The following is a 15930-nucleotide window of genomic DNA, read 5'->3' as shown; positions in this document are numbered from 1 at the left end:
AAACTCAACCCCAAAATCGCCATATGCGATTCCCCTGCCCTGTAAGGGGAGAAGGTGGATCGGCGCAAGGCGCCGAGACGGTTGAGGGGTGTTGGACGGAATGAGACGTTGGTGTTTCCTGGAACACCCCTCATCCGTCGCCTTCGGCGACACCTTCTCCCGCAAGGGGAGAAGGAAAGCGCCGCATCAAGCCGCTCTGTCGCGGACCTGGTAATCCTTCACCGCCGCGAAGCGGATCGCCTTCCAGCGTTCGGCTTCGTAGTTTAGCGAGAAGGCGTGCTGGGCGAGGAACACTGGATCATTGTCGAGGTCGCGGGCGATGTCGCCGCGATGCGCTTCGATGAAGCGCTGGAGTTCGGCCCTGTCGTCGGCCGATATCCAGCGGCAGACGGAAAAGCGCGACATCTCGAAATCGACCGGCAGCGTGTATTCGAAGTTCAGCCGCTCCTTTAGCACGTCGAGCTGCAGGGCGCCGACGACACCGACGATGGCCGGCGAGCCGTCCTCCGGCGAGAACAATTGCACGACGCCTTCCTCGGCCATCTGATGCAGCGCCTCCTTGAGTTTCTTGGCTTTCATCGCGTCGCCGAGGCGAACGCGGCGCAGGATTTCAGGCGCGAAATTCGGCACGCCGCGAAACAGGATCTCCTCGCCCTCGGTCAGCGTGTCGCCGATGCGCAGCGTGCCGTGGTTGGGGATGCCGACGACATCGCCGGCAAACGCCTCGTCGGCGGTGACGCGGGTGCGGGCGAAGAAGAATTGCGGCGCCGACAGGCTCATCGGCTTGCCCGTGCGCACCAGCTTGGCCTTCATGCCGCGCTCGAGCTTGCCGGAGCAGACCCGGACGAAGGCGATGCGGTCGCGGTGGTTGGGGTCCATATTGGCCTGGATCTTGAAGACGAAGGACGTCATCTTGTCCTCGGTCGCCTCGACCTTGCGGCTGTCGGCCTCCTGCGCACGCGGCGGCGGCCCATAGGCGCCGAGCGCCTCGATCAGGTCGCGCACGCCGTAATTGCGCAGCGCCGAGCCGAAATAGACCGGCGTCAGATGGCCCTCGCGGAAGGCATCGAGGTCGAGCGGGCGGCAGGCTTCGCGCGCCAGCTCCAGCTCTTCGATGAAAGCCTCGCGCTCGTTCTCCGGCAGCAGGCCGGCAACGCGGTTGGAATCGGGGCCGTGGACCGGCGTGCGCTCCTTTTCGGCGTCGCCCTTGCGCACCGCGTTCAGCGCCAGATGGTAGGTGCCGGAAAAGGTCTTGCCGCGGCCGATCGGCCAGGTGATCGGTGCTGTGTCCAGCGCCAACTTCTGCTCGATCTCGTCGAGGATATCGAACGGGTCGCGGCTTTCGCGGTCCATCTTGTTGACGAAGGTGATGATCGGGATGTCGCGCAGCCGACAGACCTCGAACAGTTTCAGCGTGCGCGGCTCGATGCCCTTGGCGGCGTCGATGACCATGACCGCACTGTCGACCGCCGACAGCGTGCGATAGGTGTCGTCGGCGAAATCCTCGTGGCCTGGCGTGTCGAGCAGGTTGAAGACAGTGTCCTCATATTCGAACGTCATCACCGAGGTGACCACCGAAATGCCGCGCTCGCGCTCGATCTTCATCCAGTCGGAGCGGGTCTGGATACGGTCCTTCTTGGCCTTGACCTCGCCGGCAAGCTGGATCGCGCCGCCGAACAAAAGCAACTTTTCGGTGAGCGTGGTCTTGCCGGCGTCGGGGTGCGCGATGATCGCGAAAGTGCGGCGGCGCGATACCGCTTCTGTAATCATTTCGGACATTTTTCAGGATTTCCGTGTGAGGCCGGGCTTCTAGCAGCGGAGTGCAGAGCTGTCGACCTCTCCGCTGGCAGTGGCCATGCTCCGGCGTCAGGCCGGTTCGGTCGCACGGCTCTCAGTGGCTATCTCGGGAATCCACTCGGCAATTGCGGTGCCGATCTTGTCGGCATGGTCCTCCTGCAGATAATGCGCGCCGGGTCCGAGATCGATCAGGCGGCAATTCTTCAGCCCAGCCGCGAATTCCCGGGCCGCCTGCGGCGAGACGAGGGCGCCGGGATCGCCTGAGAAAAGCAGCTTTGGGTAGGAGGAAGCCCGGAGCGCCCGATGGTCGTGCTCGCTGATGGCGGCGACATCGGCGGCTGGCCTTCGATCGGCAGTTCGCGCGGCAGCCGCAGAATCGGCTTGCGCGATTGCGGTGTCGGGAACGGCGCCCGGTAGGCGGCCATTTCCTCATCGCTCATCGTGCGCAGCACAGCGGCCGGCAGCACCCTTTCGACGAAGACGTTGTCTTCCAAGACAAGTTTCTCACCGACGCCAGACGTGCGCATTGCCTTGAACAATTCGCGCGCCTGCGGACGCTGGTGGAAATCGTCCCAGCTCTCGAAGGGGCGGATGAATTCCATGAAGGCGAGTCCGAGGATCCGCTGCGGCCGCCGGGTCGCGAGATGGAAGGCGAGTGCGGTGCCCCAGTCCTGCGCGACGACCACCATGTCGGCGACGCCAAGCGCCTCGATGAAAGCATCGAGATACCGGACGTGGTCGAAGAAGCGATAGTCGATGTCCGGCTTGCCGGACTGGCCATAGCCGATCAGGTCGGGTGCGATGCAGCGGCCGAACGGCGCCACATGCGGGATGATGTCGCGCCAGACGTAGGATGACGTCGGGTTGCCATGCAGGAAGATTACCGTCGGGCCAGCCGTGCCTGCCTCGACATAGGAGATGGTGGAATCGAGTACCGCGACTTGCGAGCGCGGCAACATTGTGCGGGATTGCTGCTTTTCGAGTTTCGGGTTCATCGGATCAGCTCCTTTTTGCGAAGACTGTTTTGAAGACGATATTCTTGAAACGCTCGAGCGGCTCGGGACTGCGCTCCACCTTCATGCGCAGCATCGCGCCTTGCCAGGAACTCAAAAGGAAATCGGCGAGATCCTCGGCATCGAACGCGTCGGTGATATCGCCGGCCGCCTGGCCTTCGGCGATGCATTCGGCAAAGGGCTTACACCAGCGTTCGAAAATGGCGACGAGTTGCAGCCTCAGCGCCTCACTGTGAGCCGCCGTCTCGAGGCTGAGATTGCCGATCATGCAGCCCCGTGCCCAATCATGCGCCTCCAGCTTCGACGTGATGATTTCGAGATAGCGGCGCAAGCGCCCGACCGGGGGCGTGCCGTCTCGGGCGAGGGCCTGCTCCACCAAGCCGCTCACATAGGCGAAATAGCGGTCCAGCACCTCGCCGGTGAACGCCTCCTTGGAGGCAAAATGATTGGTGAAGGACCCCGGGCGGGCATCGGCCGCGGCGACGATGTCGCGTACGCCGGCGGACGAATAGCCGGAATTCCAGATGGTTTTGAAACCGGCGTCGAGAAGTTTTTCGCGAAGTGAATGTCTGGCCATATCGATACAATACGTACGTACGTATTAAAGTCAAGAAGCATATTTGATACCGCGCGCTCTTGGCAGAACCCACGGGCAATGGCATCGCGGTGGTGGCGTTGGAACGAGGAGTGAAGCATGACAGAGGCGAAAGAAGTGATTGTCACCGGCGCCGGCATCATGGGCGCCTCCATCGCTTGGCACCTGACCAAGGCCGGAGCAAAGGTGACGGTCATTGCCGGCAGCGGCGCCGGCGGCGTCGCGACGCCGAATTCCTTTGCCTGGATCAATGCCAGCTGGGGCAATCCGGAGCCCTATTTCCGGCTGCGCATTCGGTCGATGGCCGAATGGACGCGACTGGCGAACGAGGTGCCCGGCATCCCGTTGCAATGGTGCGGCGGCCTGTGCTGGGACCTGCCACGTCCCGAACTTGAGGCCTATGCGGCCGAGCACTCCGCCTGGGGCTACGGCATCGAGCGTGTCGACCGTGCCGGAGCTGCGCGCATCGAGCCCAATCTGACCGAACTTCCCGATTTCGCCCTTTATGTCGCCGAGGAAGGTGTCGCCGAGCCGGTCGCCGCCACGCAAGCACTGCTGGCCGACGTCGAACGGCGCGGCGCGCGGCTGCTGACAGGAGTTACCGCGACCGCGCTTGTGCGGGCCAACGGCCAGGTCTCCGGTGTCGACACATCCGCCGGGCGGATTGTTGCCGACGAGGTGGTGATCGCGGCCGGAGCCGGCTCTCCGGCACTAGCGGCAACAGCCGGGATAGAACTGCCGATCGGGACACCGCCCGGCCTGATCGTGCATTCGCGCCCCTACCAAAAGCTGCTCAACGGCCTGGTGATCGGCCACCGACTGCATATGCGCCAGACCGCGGAAGGCCGCATCATCGCCGGCTCGGATTTCGGCGGCGCCGATCCCGGCATGGATGCCGCGGCGACCGCCCGCGACCTGTTTGCGGCGATGAAGGCCATGCTGCGCGGCGCAGATGGGCTGGAACTCGATTTCCACACCATTGGCTACCGGCCGACGCCGGTCGACGGCTTTCCGATCATCGGCCGCGCCGAAGGCGGGGGCGGCGTCTACGTCGCCGTCATGCATTCCGGCATCACGCTGGCACCGGCCGTCGGCCTGTTCGCCGCCCGCGAGATCCTCGACGGCGATCGCGATCCGCTGCTTGATCCCTACGGGCTGGCGCGGTTTACTCAATAACCGGGCGGGCGGCGAAAGCCGCCGGCCAGCGGCTCGATTGCCCTGGCGATCCCGAGCAGGCGCGACTCCGACCAGCGTTTGCCAACAAGCTGTAGTCCGATGGGCAGGCCATTGCTGTCCTGTCCGCGGGGCAGCGACAGTGCGGGATGGCCGCTGTAGTTGAACACCGCGCCATAGGCCGGCAGCATCCAGTAGCTTTGCTCGCTATCGTCGACCTCGATCGGCGTTCCCGGCTCGCAATGCGGGAAGGCGGTGACCATTGCGACCGGGCACAGCAAGGCGTCGCAACCGTCGAAGAACCGATCCCACGCCAGGATGGAGCGGTCGCGGCGGGCGAGCGCCTCGAACCAGCGCGAGACCGGCGTCGGCTTCTCCGGTGGTTCGGGCTGCGCCGCCTCCAGCATCATGCCGATCAGCGCACCGCCTTGCTCCAGGTCGTCATGCAGGTCGAGCTTCGGCAAACTTGCTGGCGCGACAATCGCGCCTGCCGCCTGAAGCTCCTTTGCCAGGCTTTCGACCGCCGCACTGATCTCGCCCGCCACCGGAAAACTTGGGAAGAACGGCGCGAAGGCAATGCGCAGCGTCGTCAGATCCAGCTCCGGCATATCTTCGACCGGTATCGGCGCGAGGTCGGTGTCGCTTCCATCCGGCCCGGCAATAAGGCGGTAGATCAGCACCAGGTCTTCGACGCTGCGCGCCATCGGTCCGAGGCAGGAGATCAGCCTCACGCTGCGCGGCGCCCCGCCTGGATTGGGGAAGGCGCCGGCGAGCGAGACGCGGTGCTCGGTCGGCTTGAGGCCGTAGACGCCGCAAAAGGCAGCGGGCAGCCGGATCGAATCCTGCATGTCGGTGCCGACCTCGAACGGCGTCATTCCAGCGCTGAGCGCCGCCGCCGCACCGCCACTGGAGCCGCCGGCGGTGCGCTGGAGGTCCCAAGGATTGCCGGTACGGCCGAACAGCGGATTGCTCGACTGCCAGTCACTAAGCATTGTCGCCACGTTCGTCTTGCCCACCAATATGCCGCCTGCCGCCTTCAGCCGTGCAACGACTGGACTGTCTGCCGTCACGAGATGGTCGGCGAAGGCCGGGAAGCCGACAGTGGTTCTCATGCCCGCGGTTTCGTGCGTGTCCTTCAGTGTGAACGGCACGCCGTGCAGCGGCCCAAGGGCTTCGCCGCGCGCCTGCGCTTCGTCGGCCTTGCCGGCGCGCTGCCGCGCACCTTCCCGATCGAGGGTTACGACGGCATTGACCGCCTCATTGTGCCTGTCGATCTGCGCCAGATGCGCGTCCAGCGCTTCCATAGCGGAAATCTTGCGGTCACGAATGGCGGCAACCAATTCTGTGGCGGAGGAAAAGGCGAGGTCCATGACCAATACTCCGGCTTGCCAGCGGCGCCAGCCTCACCAAATGGCGGGCAACGGCGCGTCTTCAAGCCGAGTTCAGCATTCGAGGACAGGCGGTGCTTGATCGGAATTGCGCTGCCTGTTGCAATCGACGCTGTCCTGCGACGCGTAGCGAGGAATCTACACGGCCAGCGCCAGCTTTGCCGCGGCGGGCACAAACGGACGAATGCTCATGCCGTCTCTGCCGATGGTGACGAAGCTCGAGGGCGGAATCGCCTGCCAGTCGCTGCCGTCGCGGTCGAAGGGTTCCGACACGACGCAACGGCCTCCGCCATTGGGGAAGGCGGACGTGTAGAGCGTCGGCGCGTGGCCGTCGCTCGTATAGCGCACCGCGTAAAGCGATTGTCCGTCGGAAAAAGCCGCCGTCAATTTCAGCGCCGGCTCGAAGCCGCCGCGGCGCGAGGCGTCGATGACGCGGCTGATGGCGCGCGATACGGCGCCCTGCGGATCACCTGCCAGGTCCTCTTCGGTCATCATCAGAAAGAACAGTTCCGAATCCGTGGCGCCCTCACGCTGGTCGAAGGCGGCGTCGGAGAGCGAATTCTCCAGCGCGCGACGGATCTTTTCGAAGCCGCCGATCTGGCCATTGTGCATGAACGACCAGCGGCCCGAAATGAACGGATGACAGTTCATGCGGCTGGTGGCGCCACCGGTCGAAGCACGGACATGGGCGAGGAACAGGCCTGACTTGATCTGCCGGCACAGGCTTTTCAGATTGGGGTCCGACCAGGCCGGCAGGATGTCGCGATAGAGGCCGGGCTCCGGTCGGTCGCCATACCAGGCCAAGCCAAAACCATCGCCATTGGTCGGCGATTTGGCTTCCTGGGCGCAGTGGCTCTGGGCGATCAGCGAGTGGCAGGGCGCCGTGACGATGTCTTCGAGAAAGACGGCTTCGCCGAGATAGGCGGCCCACCGGCACATAGCGCCTAACGTCCCCTGTTATGCGTCCGCTCGTAGAGCTCACGGATGATGCCGCTTGCCGTGGTCTCGAACAGAAACGGCAAGAAAGCATGAATGAGCGCGGCAAAAGCCGCCATGAACAATCGCGACGAGAACCATGCGGCGAAAGCCATATGGCCGAAATAACTCTCGCCGACCGCAGCCGGGTGAGAGGTGAAAAGTCTTGCGAGCCGTGCGGTCATGTCGGTCCCTCCTGCCAGCATGAAGAGCCGACGATGAATATCCTGGCATGGGTGTTCGGTTCATCGGTCCCAAATTGTCCTTGTGAAAGGCTGAATTTTGGGACAAACATCCCACATGACGCCGGAAATCGACGAAATAGACCGGAGATTGCTGGCCGAGCTGCAGCGCGACGGCACGCTGTCCGTCGACCAGCTCTCGGCAAGAATATCGCTGTCGCGCAATGCCTGCTGGCGCCGGGTCAAGCGGCTGGAGGAAGACGGCGTCATCACCGGCCGCGTGGCGCTGGTCGACGCCGACAAGCTCGGGCTCGGCCTTTCCGTGTTCATCCTGATCCGCACCTCGAATCACGATCCCGACTGGCTGCAAAAATTCCGGGCGGCGGTGACCGGCTTTGCCGAGATCACCGGCGCCTACCGCATGTCCGGCGATCTCGACTATGTCTTGCGCGCCCGTGTCGCCGACGTCAAAGCCTATGACCGGCTCTATCAGCGGTTGATCGCCAAGGTGGCGTTGTCGGACGTTTCGGCCTCGTTCGTCATGGAAGAGATCAAGGAGACCACGATCGTTCCGATGGAACTGCGCTGAGGCGGAACTGCGCTGAAAGAAAGCCGTTGATAGCATTGTCGCCGAGTTGACTGGACCGGCGTTCGCGACGATAGGATCAGCCTTATGCGCGCAGCACTTTATCCCACCTCCGTCATCGGTCCGGCTGTCGGCTTCGTCAGGCTGCCGCATGGCGAGGGATTGCCGCTTCCCGCCTATGAGAGCTCGGGCGCCGCCGGCATGGACCTGCGCGCCGCCGTCCCGGACGACAGGCCGCTCTTGATCCTGCCGGGAAAGCGCGCACTGGTGCCGACCGGCCTGGTCCTGGAAATTCCCGAGGGCGTCGAAGGCCAGGTCCGGCCGCGTTCGGGCCTCGCCTTCAAGCACGGGCTCACCTGCCTCAACACGCCCGGCACCATCGACAGCGACTATCGCGGCGAGGTCAAGGTGCTGCTGATCAATCTCGGCGACGAGGATTTCGCGGTAACGCGCGGCATGCGGATTGCCCAGATCGTCTTCGCCCCGGTGACGCAGGCGACCGTCGAGGAGCGCACATTGGCCGGCGGCACAACGCGCGGCTCCGGTGGCTTCGGATCGACCGGCACGGCCTGATGAGCGCGGCGAAATGAAGATCCCCAAGCTCGTCATCTTCGATTGCGACGGGGTTCTGGTCGACACCGAGAACCTGGCCAACCGGCGCCTCGCCGAATGGTTGAGCGCGGCAGGCTTTCCGGCCAGCTTCGAATATTGCCGCAAGAATTTCTCCGGCCGCAGCATGGTCTCGGTGCAGAAGGAAGTCGAGGCGACCGGCGTCAGCCTCGGCGCCGATTTTGTCGAGCGCTGGAACGCCGGCCTGCCGGACCTGTTCGCGCATGGCGTCGAGGCCATCCCCTACGTTCGCGAGTTCATCGAAACCGTGCACGCCGCCGGCATCGCCACCTGCGTCGCCTCGTCGGCACGGGTATCGAAAATGCACATCACACTCGGTCTGACCGGGCTGCTGCCGCTGTTCGAGCATGCGCTGTTCAGCTCGACCATGGTCTCGCGTGGCAAGCCGTTCCCCGACCTCTTCCTGCATGCGGCAGCGACGATGGGCTTCGCGCCCGCCGATTGCATCGTCATCGAGGACAGCGTCGCCGGGACGGCAGCCGGCATCGCCGCCGGCATGCGCGTCTATTCCTACCACGGCGACCCGCTTTCCGACCGCGACGGACTGAGCGAAGCCGGCGGCATCCTGTTCGACGACATGCGTGAACTGGCCGGGCTGGTGCCGATCCACTAATCGCCTTTGCGCAGGCTGTACGCGCTCGATCTCAGACCGGGCGTGACGCTCCAAGTACTCGGTCGACCGTGTCGCGTATAAGACTGCGCAGATTGGCCGGCCTGTCGAGATGACTGACGACAAGGAGTCCGTCCGCCGCCACCGTTAGCGCGTCCGCGGTGCGGTCCGGATGGGAATTTGCGTCCGCGATCAGCAGATCCCTTAGGATGCCCCACTTCCAGTGACGATGCTTATCGATCGCCTGGCGAACCGGGCTGCTGGGATCGGGGTATTCGGCAGCGGCATTCTGGAACGGGCAGCCGCGGTAGCCCGGCTGATCCGCCGCATCGGCGATGAGATCGAATATGGCAAGGATCATCTGGCGAGGTGGCCGCCGGCCAAGTCTCGCGATGGCCGCCCGTCCTCCCTTGCTGACCTCCTCGATGTAGGCGCGGACGAGGTCGTCCTTGGCCGCGAAGTGATGATAGAACGTCGCCTTGGCAACGCCGGCTTCGGCGATAATGCGGTCGATGCCGACTGCACGGACCCCCTCCAGACAAAACAGCGCGGTCGCCGTATCGAGGATGCGGCGGCGCGCAAGGCTTTCGGGGCGATCGTTGATTCGGGCTGTGGACATGCCTTGACTGTATAGCAGACAGGTCTGTATATCTACACATGTAGACAGACAGGTCTACCTGTTAACGAAGGAAGGCGAAACATGGCTTCGATAGTCAGGGAAATCATCGTAGATGCTCCACCGGAAAGCGTATGGGCGACAGTCGGCGACTTCGCCGGCGGCGCCCAACGGATAGCCCCAGGCGTTTTCGTCGACTGCCGGGTGGAGGAGGGCGAGGTGCGGGCCCTTATGTTCGCCGACGGCAAGATTGTGCGAGAGCGGCTCATCGCTCGCGACGAGCAGAGCCGGCGGATCGTGTGGGGATGGCTCGGCGACGAGGTCACCCACGATAACACTTCCATGCAGGTCTTTGCCGAGGGCGAGGGCCGGAGCCGCCTGGTCTGGATCCACGACACTCTGCCCGACGAACTCGGCGCGTGGCTCGCAGCCGCCATGGATCACCTGGTGCCGGTTTTCCAGCAGACCCTGGCGACCGAAGCCAAGCCAACATAGTGAGGCAACGCCAGGTGTTTCCCCTTGGCCGCAAAATGCTCTAGCTTGCGCGCGCCCGACATAACGAGCGCGCGCATGACCTTCTCCCTGCTTCGTTTCATCTTTGCCTGCCTGCTGCTGCCTTGTCTTTGGACGGGCAGAGCGGAGGCCGTCAGCTTGCCGGAGCTCGGCAGCGCCGTCCCTGGCCACGGCGATGTCACCTATCTCGATCTCGCCAGGATGGTCATTCCCGATCTGGCCGCGGACAAGGACGGCTTTTTCCGGGGTTCGATGCCGATCGAGATGCGCCACATCGCTGGTCCGGACTACGACGGCTCGCCGCCGGCGACGTCGGGTCTTTCCAACGCCGGCGTGCTCGGCATCAAGGCCGGCGGCAAGGAGCGGCTGACCATGCTGTTCGACCTCGGCGACTCGCCTGACAGTGCCGAGGGCTATGCCGTGCTGGCACTCTACGACATCACCGGCAAGCCGGCCCTGCTCGACGCGGTCAATGTCGCTGTCGACCGCATCACCTATCTTCGCGATCCGGGCAAGCTGCCGATCGGGCCTGGTGACGACGCCATCATCAGCATGAGCATGCATTTCAATTCGAGTCAGGGCTATGGGATCACGCCGCTGATCATGGTCCGCAGCGACAGGTTCGAGCTGATCGACATGATCTATACGTTCGACGAAAACCTCTGCACCAACCGAAGGACCCAGAATGCGGCGTTCCAGGCGATTGCCGACGGCCAGCCCTATGCAGCCATCAAGGTTACGGTGACCGACGCGACGGTACCGGGCGAAGAAAGCTGCGACGGCCAGCAGCCGCCAGCGGCGTCTTCGCGCAACATTTCCGTCACCTATCATTGGGACAAAAACGCTTCGCACTACGTCAAGGATTCCGACGCGCTGGACCGATTGGCAGAAGAGAACGCCAAACGCTTCTGAGCCAACCGCATTTGTTTGCCCGGCGCGTTCCGCCGGGCTAGAATTTGCCTCACATTCTGCACTGGAGGGGAGCATCCATGGATAAGGGCAAGATTTTTCGCGACCTGCATGCCTCGATCTTCGTGATGGCCAATTCCTGGGACGTCGGCACGACCAAGCTTTTGGCCTCGTTCGGCTTCAAGGCGCTGGCGACGACCAGCGCCGGTTTTGCCTTTTCGCGCGGCCTGCCCGATGGCGCGGTGACGTTCGAGGCGATGATCCACCATTGCCGTGAAGTGTCGGCGGCGACCGGGCTGCCGGTTTCGGCGGATCTCGAAAAGGGCAAGGGCGACAGCGCGACAAGTGCCGGCGAGACGATCTTCGCCGCCGAGGCGGCTGGCCTCGCCGGCTGCTCGATCGAGGACCATACCGGCGAGCCCGACAAGCCGATCTATGATTTTTCGCATGCGGTCGAGCGCGTCGCGGCGGCGGCGGAAGCGGCACGGGCGCTGAAACGCGATTTCGTCTTCACCGCGCGGGCCGAGAATTTCCTGTGGGGCAAGCCCGACCTCGACGATACGATCAAGAGGCTGCAGGCGTTCGAGAAAGCCGGCGCCGACGTGCTCTATGCACCAGGGCTGAGCGACATCGAGACGGTGCGGACCGTCTGCTCGGCGCTGACCAGGCCGGTCAACGTCATGGCCCGGCCTGGCTTCACCATCGCCGACCTGGCCATGGCGGGGGTAAAGCGCGTCTCGCTCGGCCCATGGCTCACCAATTTCGCCTTCGGCATGCTGGAGACCGCGGCGCGCGAGATCCAGCAGGACGGCACGTTCGGCTTCACCCGCGCCGCCATGCCATTCGGCAAGCTGCAGGCGCTGTTTGCCAAATCTTCAGCCTAGGTAGGCCCCGGCGAATGACGCTCACCGTCGTCGACATGCACACCGGCGGCGAGCCACTGCGGATCGTCACCGGCGGCTACCCCGACATTCCCAAGGGCACGATTCTCGAAAGGCGTGCCTATGTGCGCGACCATCTCGATCATCTCAGAAAGATCCTGATGTTCGAGCCGCGCGGCCATTACGACATGTATGGCGCGCTGCTGGTGGAGCCTGACCTGCCGGGCGCCGACCTCGCGGTGCTGTTCATGCACAATGAAGGCTATTCGACGATGTGCGGCCACGCCATCGTCGCGCTCGGCCGCTATGCCGTCGACGAGCGGCTGGTGGCGCCACGCGAGCCGATGACGACGGTCAATATCGAGGCGCCATGCGGGCTGATTTCGGCTGCGGTCGAGGTAAGGGATGGCAAGGCCGGTGCGGTGTCATTCGAAAGCGTGCCGGCGTTTCTGTTTGCCCGCGACCAGCGGATCGAGCTGCCGGGCTACGGCGCAGTCGGCTTCGACATCGCCTATGGCGGCGCCTTCTATGCGCTGGCCGACTGCCGCCAGTTCGGGCTGGAATTCGGCAGGAACCGGGTGCGCGATTTCGTCGATGCAGCGACGGCGCTGACCAATAAGCTCAAGGCCGAATTGCCGCTGTCGCATCCCGACCATGCCGATCTCGCCTTTCTCTACGGCACCATCCTGACCGACGGACAGGATGCGATCTCCGATACGCCGACCAAAAACATCTGCGTTTTCGCCGAAGCCGAGGTCGACCGTTCGCCGACCGGCTCGGGCGTCACCGCGCGGCTGGCGGCCATGCACGCCAAGGGCCAGATCGAGATTGGCCGGACACGGCTGTTCGAGAGCATCGCCGGCTCGCGCTTTTCCGGCGCGGTCGTGCGCACGGCCAAAGCCGGGCCGCATGACGCCATCATCGCCCGCGTCGGCGGCCGCGCTTACTACTCAGGGCGGGCCGAATTCATTGTCGAGGACGACGACGAACTGGGGCGCGGCTTTCTGCTGCGCTAAGCATCATCCCGCGCCGAGATCGCCTTGTGCAGGTGCACCATCATGGCGGCGGCGAACAGCGGCGTCAGAAGGTTGAGCAGCGGCACGGCGAGGAAGGCGGCGACAACCAGCCCGGCCAGGAACACGGTGACCGCGTGCTTCCTGCGCAGCGCCTTGGCCTCGGCCTCCGGGCGAAAACGCATGGCGGCGAACTCGAAGAACTCGCGCCCGAGCAGATAACCGTTGACGACGAAGAAGGCGGCGATATTGATGCCTGGCACCAGCAGAAGCAGCAGGGCGACGATGTTGCCGAGGATGACGACGCCGAAGAACCTGATCGCCAGCACCAGCGAGCGCAGCGCCGGCACTGCGCGGCCGGGCGGATCGTTGGGATAGTCGGTGCGCTCGACGACTTCGGCGACGTCGTCGAGGAACAGGCCAGCGATGATCGCCGTCACCGGCGCGATGAGCAGCGCCAAGCCCAGCGCAAGGCCGATGCCGGCGACGACGGCGCCCAGCCATCCGGCCCAGGAGGGCAGGCTGGGCAGCCATGCATCGATCCATGGCCAGGCCAGCCAGTCGAACAGGCCCTTGATCCCGAACCAAAGTGCCGCCAGCGTCAGCAAGGTCAGCCCCAGCGTCTTCACGAACACGGAACGGAATTCGGGCGAGAACAGCCGGCTCAAGGCGGCGCGGGCGGCGTCGAGGATCACGGCGTTTCCAATTCCATGTCAAACATGCCCGTGGCTGATATCTCCGAATAGGCGGAGACAGCGTAGGCTGCAAGCGCCCTAGCGCGCGACCTTCGCCTGGGGAATGGTCATCGCCGCCACGCCGACGACGACCAGGGCCATTCCCCACCACGCGCTCGGACCAAGGCTTTCGCCAAGGAACACGGCTCCGATAGCAACGCCGATCGGCACCCGCAGATAGGCTTGCGAGGTGGTGCCGACGGAGCCCAGCGTGTGGAGGAGACGGAAATAGATGCAAAAGGCCAGCGCGGTTGAAAACACCGAAAGCCCGAGCAGCGCAAGGATCGAAGCTGTCGACGGCGCCAAGGTCCATGGCTGGTCGAACGCAAGGCTCAAGGGGATCAGCATCGCGGCGCCGCAGAGCATCGAACCGGCGGCCGGCACCATCGGGTCGAGCCCCCTGAAGCCGCGGCCGAAAACGGCCGCGCCGGCATAGCAGATCGTCGCCGCGATCACGGCAAGTTGCGGTAACAATTGCTGTCCGAGGCCGCCAAGCGCCGGGGCGCCGACAACGAGGCATATTCCGGCTATTCCCGCCGCGACGCCAAACAGCTTGCGCATGGTCGACGGTTCGTGGCGGGTGATGAGGGCGGTCAGCAAGAAGGTAAAGATCGGCGAGGTCGCATTCAGGATCGTGGCCAGCCCGGCATCCAGCGAGCGCTCGGCCCAAGCGATCAGCGTGAACGGCACGACGCTGTTGAGGCATGCCTGGAATGCAACCGGCGCCAGCTTGTGGCATCACCCGGCAAGGTCAGCCCGCGCCAGCGGATCAGGGCAAGCAGGATGCCACCCGCGATCAGGGTTCGCGCGGCGATCAGCGTCACCGGCGGGATCGTCGCAACGCCGATCTTGATGAAGCTGTAGGATGCACCCCAGAGCACTGCCAACACGACGAGCAGCACCAGCTCGATCCTCGTGTCGGTTTTCATAGACATGGCCGGCGGGGACCTCTGGGCATCGCTCATCTCAGCCATGCTTGTAAGCCAGGCACGCGAGAAATGCTTCGGCCGCCATCCAACGATGGTGGCTATGCTGACATTCGTCGGATCGTCGCATTGTCGACTAGGCAAAGCCGCATCAAACCGCTAGACCCGCCCGCGCCCGGCATGGCAGAAAGCCGGTGGGTTTTTGGCGGAGACATGAATTGATGCCGGACTATGACGTGCTTTGTATCGGAAATGCCATCGTCGACATCATCGCCCAGTGCGATGAGGCGTTCCTGGAGACCAACGGCATCATCAAGGGCGCGATGAATTTGATCGACACGAGGCGCGCCGAACTGCTCTACACCCGCATGGGCCCGGCCATTGAAGCCTCGGGCGGCAGCGCCGGCAACACGGCGGCGGGCGTCGCCTCCTTCGGCGGTCGCGCCGCTTTCTTCGGCAAGGTCTCCAACGACGCGCTCGGCAAAATCTACGCGCATGACATGCATGCCCAGGGCGTCGCCTTCGACACAAAACCGCTCGATGGCGAACCGCCGACGGCGCGCTCGATGATCTTCGTCACGCCGGACGGCGAGCGCTCGATGAACACCTATCTCGGCGCCTGCGTCGAGCTCGGCCCGGAGGATGTTGAGGCCGACAAGGCGTCGGGCGCCGCCGTCACCTATTTCGAGGGCTATCTGTGGGACCCGCCGCGCGCCAAGGAAGCGTTCCGGCAGACGGCGAAGTTCGCCCATGCCGCCGGGCGCGAAGTGTCGATGACATTGTCGGACTCGTTCTGCGTCGACCGCTACCGCGACGAATTCCTCGACCTGATGCGCTCCGGCACCGTCGATATCGTCTTTGCCAACAGCCACGAGATCAAGTCGCTCTACCAGACCGCGTCCTTCGACGAGGCGCTGGCGCAGATCCGCAGGGACTGCAAGATCGCCATTGTCACCCGTTCGGAAAAGGGCTCGGTCATCGTGCGCCGCGACGAGACCGTCACCATCGAGGCGACCAGGATCCGCGAGCTGGTCGACACGACAGGCGCCGGCGACCTCTACGCCGCCGGCTTCCTCTACGGCTACACGCAAGGCCGCGGCCTGAAGCAGTGCGGTGATCTCGGCTCGCTGGCCGCCGGGCTGGTCATCCAGCAGATCGGCCCAAGGCCACGCCAGAATCTGCGCCGCGAGGCCGAGCAGGCGGGGCTGCTGTAGCGACACCTCTTTCCTTCTCCCCTTGTGGGCCTGTTGCGTAATTCGCTGATTGTGATTCTCTGAGGTGGACGCTCTGAGGGAATCGCGATGGCAGTGAAGCAGACGGGCCAGTTGAGCTTGGCGGAGGCTTTTCTAGGCACCAAGCTTGTGGGCGGCACTTCGCCGCTCGACCGAT

General features: G+C 64.3%; 16 protein-coding genes and 2 pseudogenes. 9 read left to right on the top strand and 9 right to left on the bottom strand.

Going from position 1 to position 15930, the window contains the following annotated elements:
• Window positions 1-186 precede the first annotated feature (186 nt).
• The 3 genes and pseudogenes from NKH05_RS25205 to NKH05_RS25195 all read right to left on the bottom strand — a co-directional run bounded on the left by NKH05_RS25205 (window position 187) and on the right by NKH05_RS25195 (window position 3387).
• Entirely contained in the window at window positions 187-1779 is a 1593-nt protein-coding gene (locus tag NKH05_RS25205) for a peptide chain release factor 3 (RefSeq protein WP_352484942.1), read from the bottom strand.
• Window positions 1780-1866: 87 nt separating this feature from the next.
• Window positions 1867-2756, bottom strand: a pseudogene (locus NKH05_RS25200) (haloalkane dehalogenase).
• Between the two features lie 40 nt (window positions 2757-2796).
• Window positions 2797-3387 carry a TetR/AcrR family transcriptional regulator gene (locus tag NKH05_RS25195; RefSeq protein ID WP_353026311.1) on the bottom strand — a complete coding sequence of 197 codons (591 nt, stop codon included), beginning with the start codon at window positions 3385-3387 and terminating at the stop codon, window positions 2797-2799.
• A 117-nt stretch (window positions 3388-3504) separates the two neighbouring features.
• Between NKH05_RS25195 and NKH05_RS25190 the strand changes: the two genes are divergently transcribed.
• The gene (locus NKH05_RS25190; protein ID WP_353026309.1) at window positions 3505-4581 is read left to right on the top strand and encodes an NAD(P)/FAD-dependent oxidoreductase; all 1077 of its coding nucleotides are present in this window, start codon (window positions 3505-3507) and stop codon (window positions 4579-4581) included.
• Here the strand turns inward: NKH05_RS25190 and NKH05_RS25185 are convergent.
• The 3 genes from NKH05_RS25185 to NKH05_RS25175 all read right to left on the bottom strand — a co-directional run bounded on the left by NKH05_RS25185 (window position 4575) and on the right by NKH05_RS25175 (window position 7126).
• Complete coding sequence (locus tag NKH05_RS25185) at window positions 4575-5948, bottom strand: amidase (RefSeq protein WP_353026307.1); 1374 nt, start codon at window positions 5946-5948, stop codon at window positions 4575-4577. The two genes, NKH05_RS25190 and NKH05_RS25185, sit on opposite strands and share 7 nt — an antisense overlap.
• A gap of 156 nt (window positions 5949-6104) precedes the next feature.
• Entirely contained in the window at window positions 6105-6905 is an 801-nt protein-coding gene (locus tag NKH05_RS25180; protein WP_353026305.1) for a class II glutamine amidotransferase, read from the bottom strand.
• 5 nt (window positions 6906-6910) lie between these two features.
• On the bottom strand, window positions 6911-7126 hold the full coding sequence (locus NKH05_RS25175) for a DUF6356 family protein (RefSeq protein WP_023717932.1): 216 nt from the start codon (window positions 7124-7126) through the stop codon (window positions 6911-6913).
• 115 nt (window positions 7127-7241) lie between these two features.
• On the opposite strand from NKH05_RS25175, the gene NKH05_RS25170 reads away from it, so the two are divergent.
• The 3 genes from NKH05_RS25170 to NKH05_RS25160 all read left to right on the top strand — a co-directional run bounded on the left by NKH05_RS25170 (window position 7242) and on the right by NKH05_RS25160 (window position 8952).
• Window positions 7242-7712 (top strand): Lrp/AsnC family transcriptional regulator, encoded by a 471-nt coding sequence (locus NKH05_RS25170; RefSeq protein WP_023717931.1) that lies wholly within the window; start codon window positions 7242-7244, stop codon window positions 7710-7712.
• Window positions 7713-7796: 84 nt separating this feature from the next.
• Window positions 7797-8282 carry a dUTP diphosphatase gene (gene dut, locus NKH05_RS25165; protein WP_023717930.1) on the top strand — a complete coding sequence of 162 codons (486 nt, stop codon included), beginning with the start codon at window positions 7797-7799 and terminating at the stop codon, window positions 8280-8282.
• Between the two features lie 13 nt (window positions 8283-8295).
• Window positions 8296-8952, top strand: coding sequence for an HAD family hydrolase (locus NKH05_RS25160; RefSeq protein ID WP_023717929.1), 657 nt, complete (start codon window positions 8296-8298; stop codon window positions 8950-8952).
• A gap of 31 nt (window positions 8953-8983) precedes the next feature.
• Here the strand turns inward: NKH05_RS25160 and NKH05_RS25155 are convergent, their stop codons facing one another.
• Window positions 8984-9568 (bottom strand): TetR/AcrR family transcriptional regulator, encoded by a 585-nt coding sequence (locus tag NKH05_RS25155; RefSeq protein ID WP_352716824.1) that lies wholly within the window; start codon window positions 9566-9568, stop codon window positions 8984-8986.
• Window positions 9569-9649: 81 nt separating this feature from the next.
• On the opposite strand from NKH05_RS25155, the gene NKH05_RS25150 reads away from it, so the two are divergent.
• The 4 genes from NKH05_RS25150 (at window position 9650) to NKH05_RS25135 (ending at window position 12884) form a co-directional block, all read left to right on the top strand.
• Window positions 9650-10060, top strand: coding sequence for an SRPBCC family protein (locus tag NKH05_RS25150; protein WP_353026303.1), 411 nt, complete (start codon window positions 9650-9652; stop codon window positions 10058-10060).
• 75 nt (window positions 10061-10135) lie between these two features.
• Window positions 10136-10990, top strand: coding sequence for a hypothetical protein (locus tag NKH05_RS25145; protein ID WP_353026302.1), 855 nt, complete (start codon window positions 10136-10138; stop codon window positions 10988-10990).
• 77 nt (window positions 10991-11067) lie between these two features.
• Window positions 11068-11871 carry an isocitrate lyase/PEP mutase family protein gene (locus tag NKH05_RS25140; protein ID WP_352484928.1) on the top strand — a complete coding sequence of 268 codons (804 nt, stop codon included), beginning with the start codon at window positions 11068-11070 and terminating at the stop codon, window positions 11869-11871.
• A 14-nt stretch (window positions 11872-11885) separates the two neighbouring features.
• Window positions 11886-12884 carry a proline racemase family protein gene (locus NKH05_RS25135; RefSeq protein ID WP_352484926.1) on the top strand — a complete coding sequence of 333 codons (999 nt, stop codon included), beginning with the start codon at window positions 11886-11888 and terminating at the stop codon, window positions 12882-12884.
• On the opposite strand, the gene NKH05_RS25130 is transcribed toward NKH05_RS25135, so the two are convergent.
• The gene (locus NKH05_RS25130; protein WP_352484924.1) at window positions 12881-13576 is read right to left on the bottom strand and encodes a sulfate transporter family protein; all 696 of its coding nucleotides are present in this window, start codon (window positions 13574-13576) and stop codon (window positions 12881-12883) included. The two genes, NKH05_RS25135 and NKH05_RS25130, sit on opposite strands and share 4 nt — an antisense overlap.
• Window positions 13577-13654: 78 nt before the next feature.
• A pseudogene (locus NKH05_RS25125) lies at window positions 13655-14544 on the bottom strand (DMT family transporter).
• A 218-nt stretch (window positions 14545-14762) separates the two neighbouring features.
• Here NKH05_RS25125 and NKH05_RS25120 point away from each other — a divergent pair.
• A complete protein-coding gene (locus tag NKH05_RS25120) occupies window positions 14763-15755 on the top strand; it encodes an adenosine kinase (RefSeq protein WP_353026299.1) in 993 nt (330 codons plus the stop codon).
• The last annotated feature ends 175 nt before the right edge of the window (window positions 15756-15930 follow it).

This window comes from Mesorhizobium sp. M1399 (assembly GCF_040317735.1).
Lineage (GTDB): Bacteria > Pseudomonadota > Alphaproteobacteria > Rhizobiales > Rhizobiaceae > Mesorhizobium.
The sequence above is the reverse complement of the archived record's forward strand: the minus strand, read 5'-3'. Positions and strand labels throughout refer to the sequence as shown.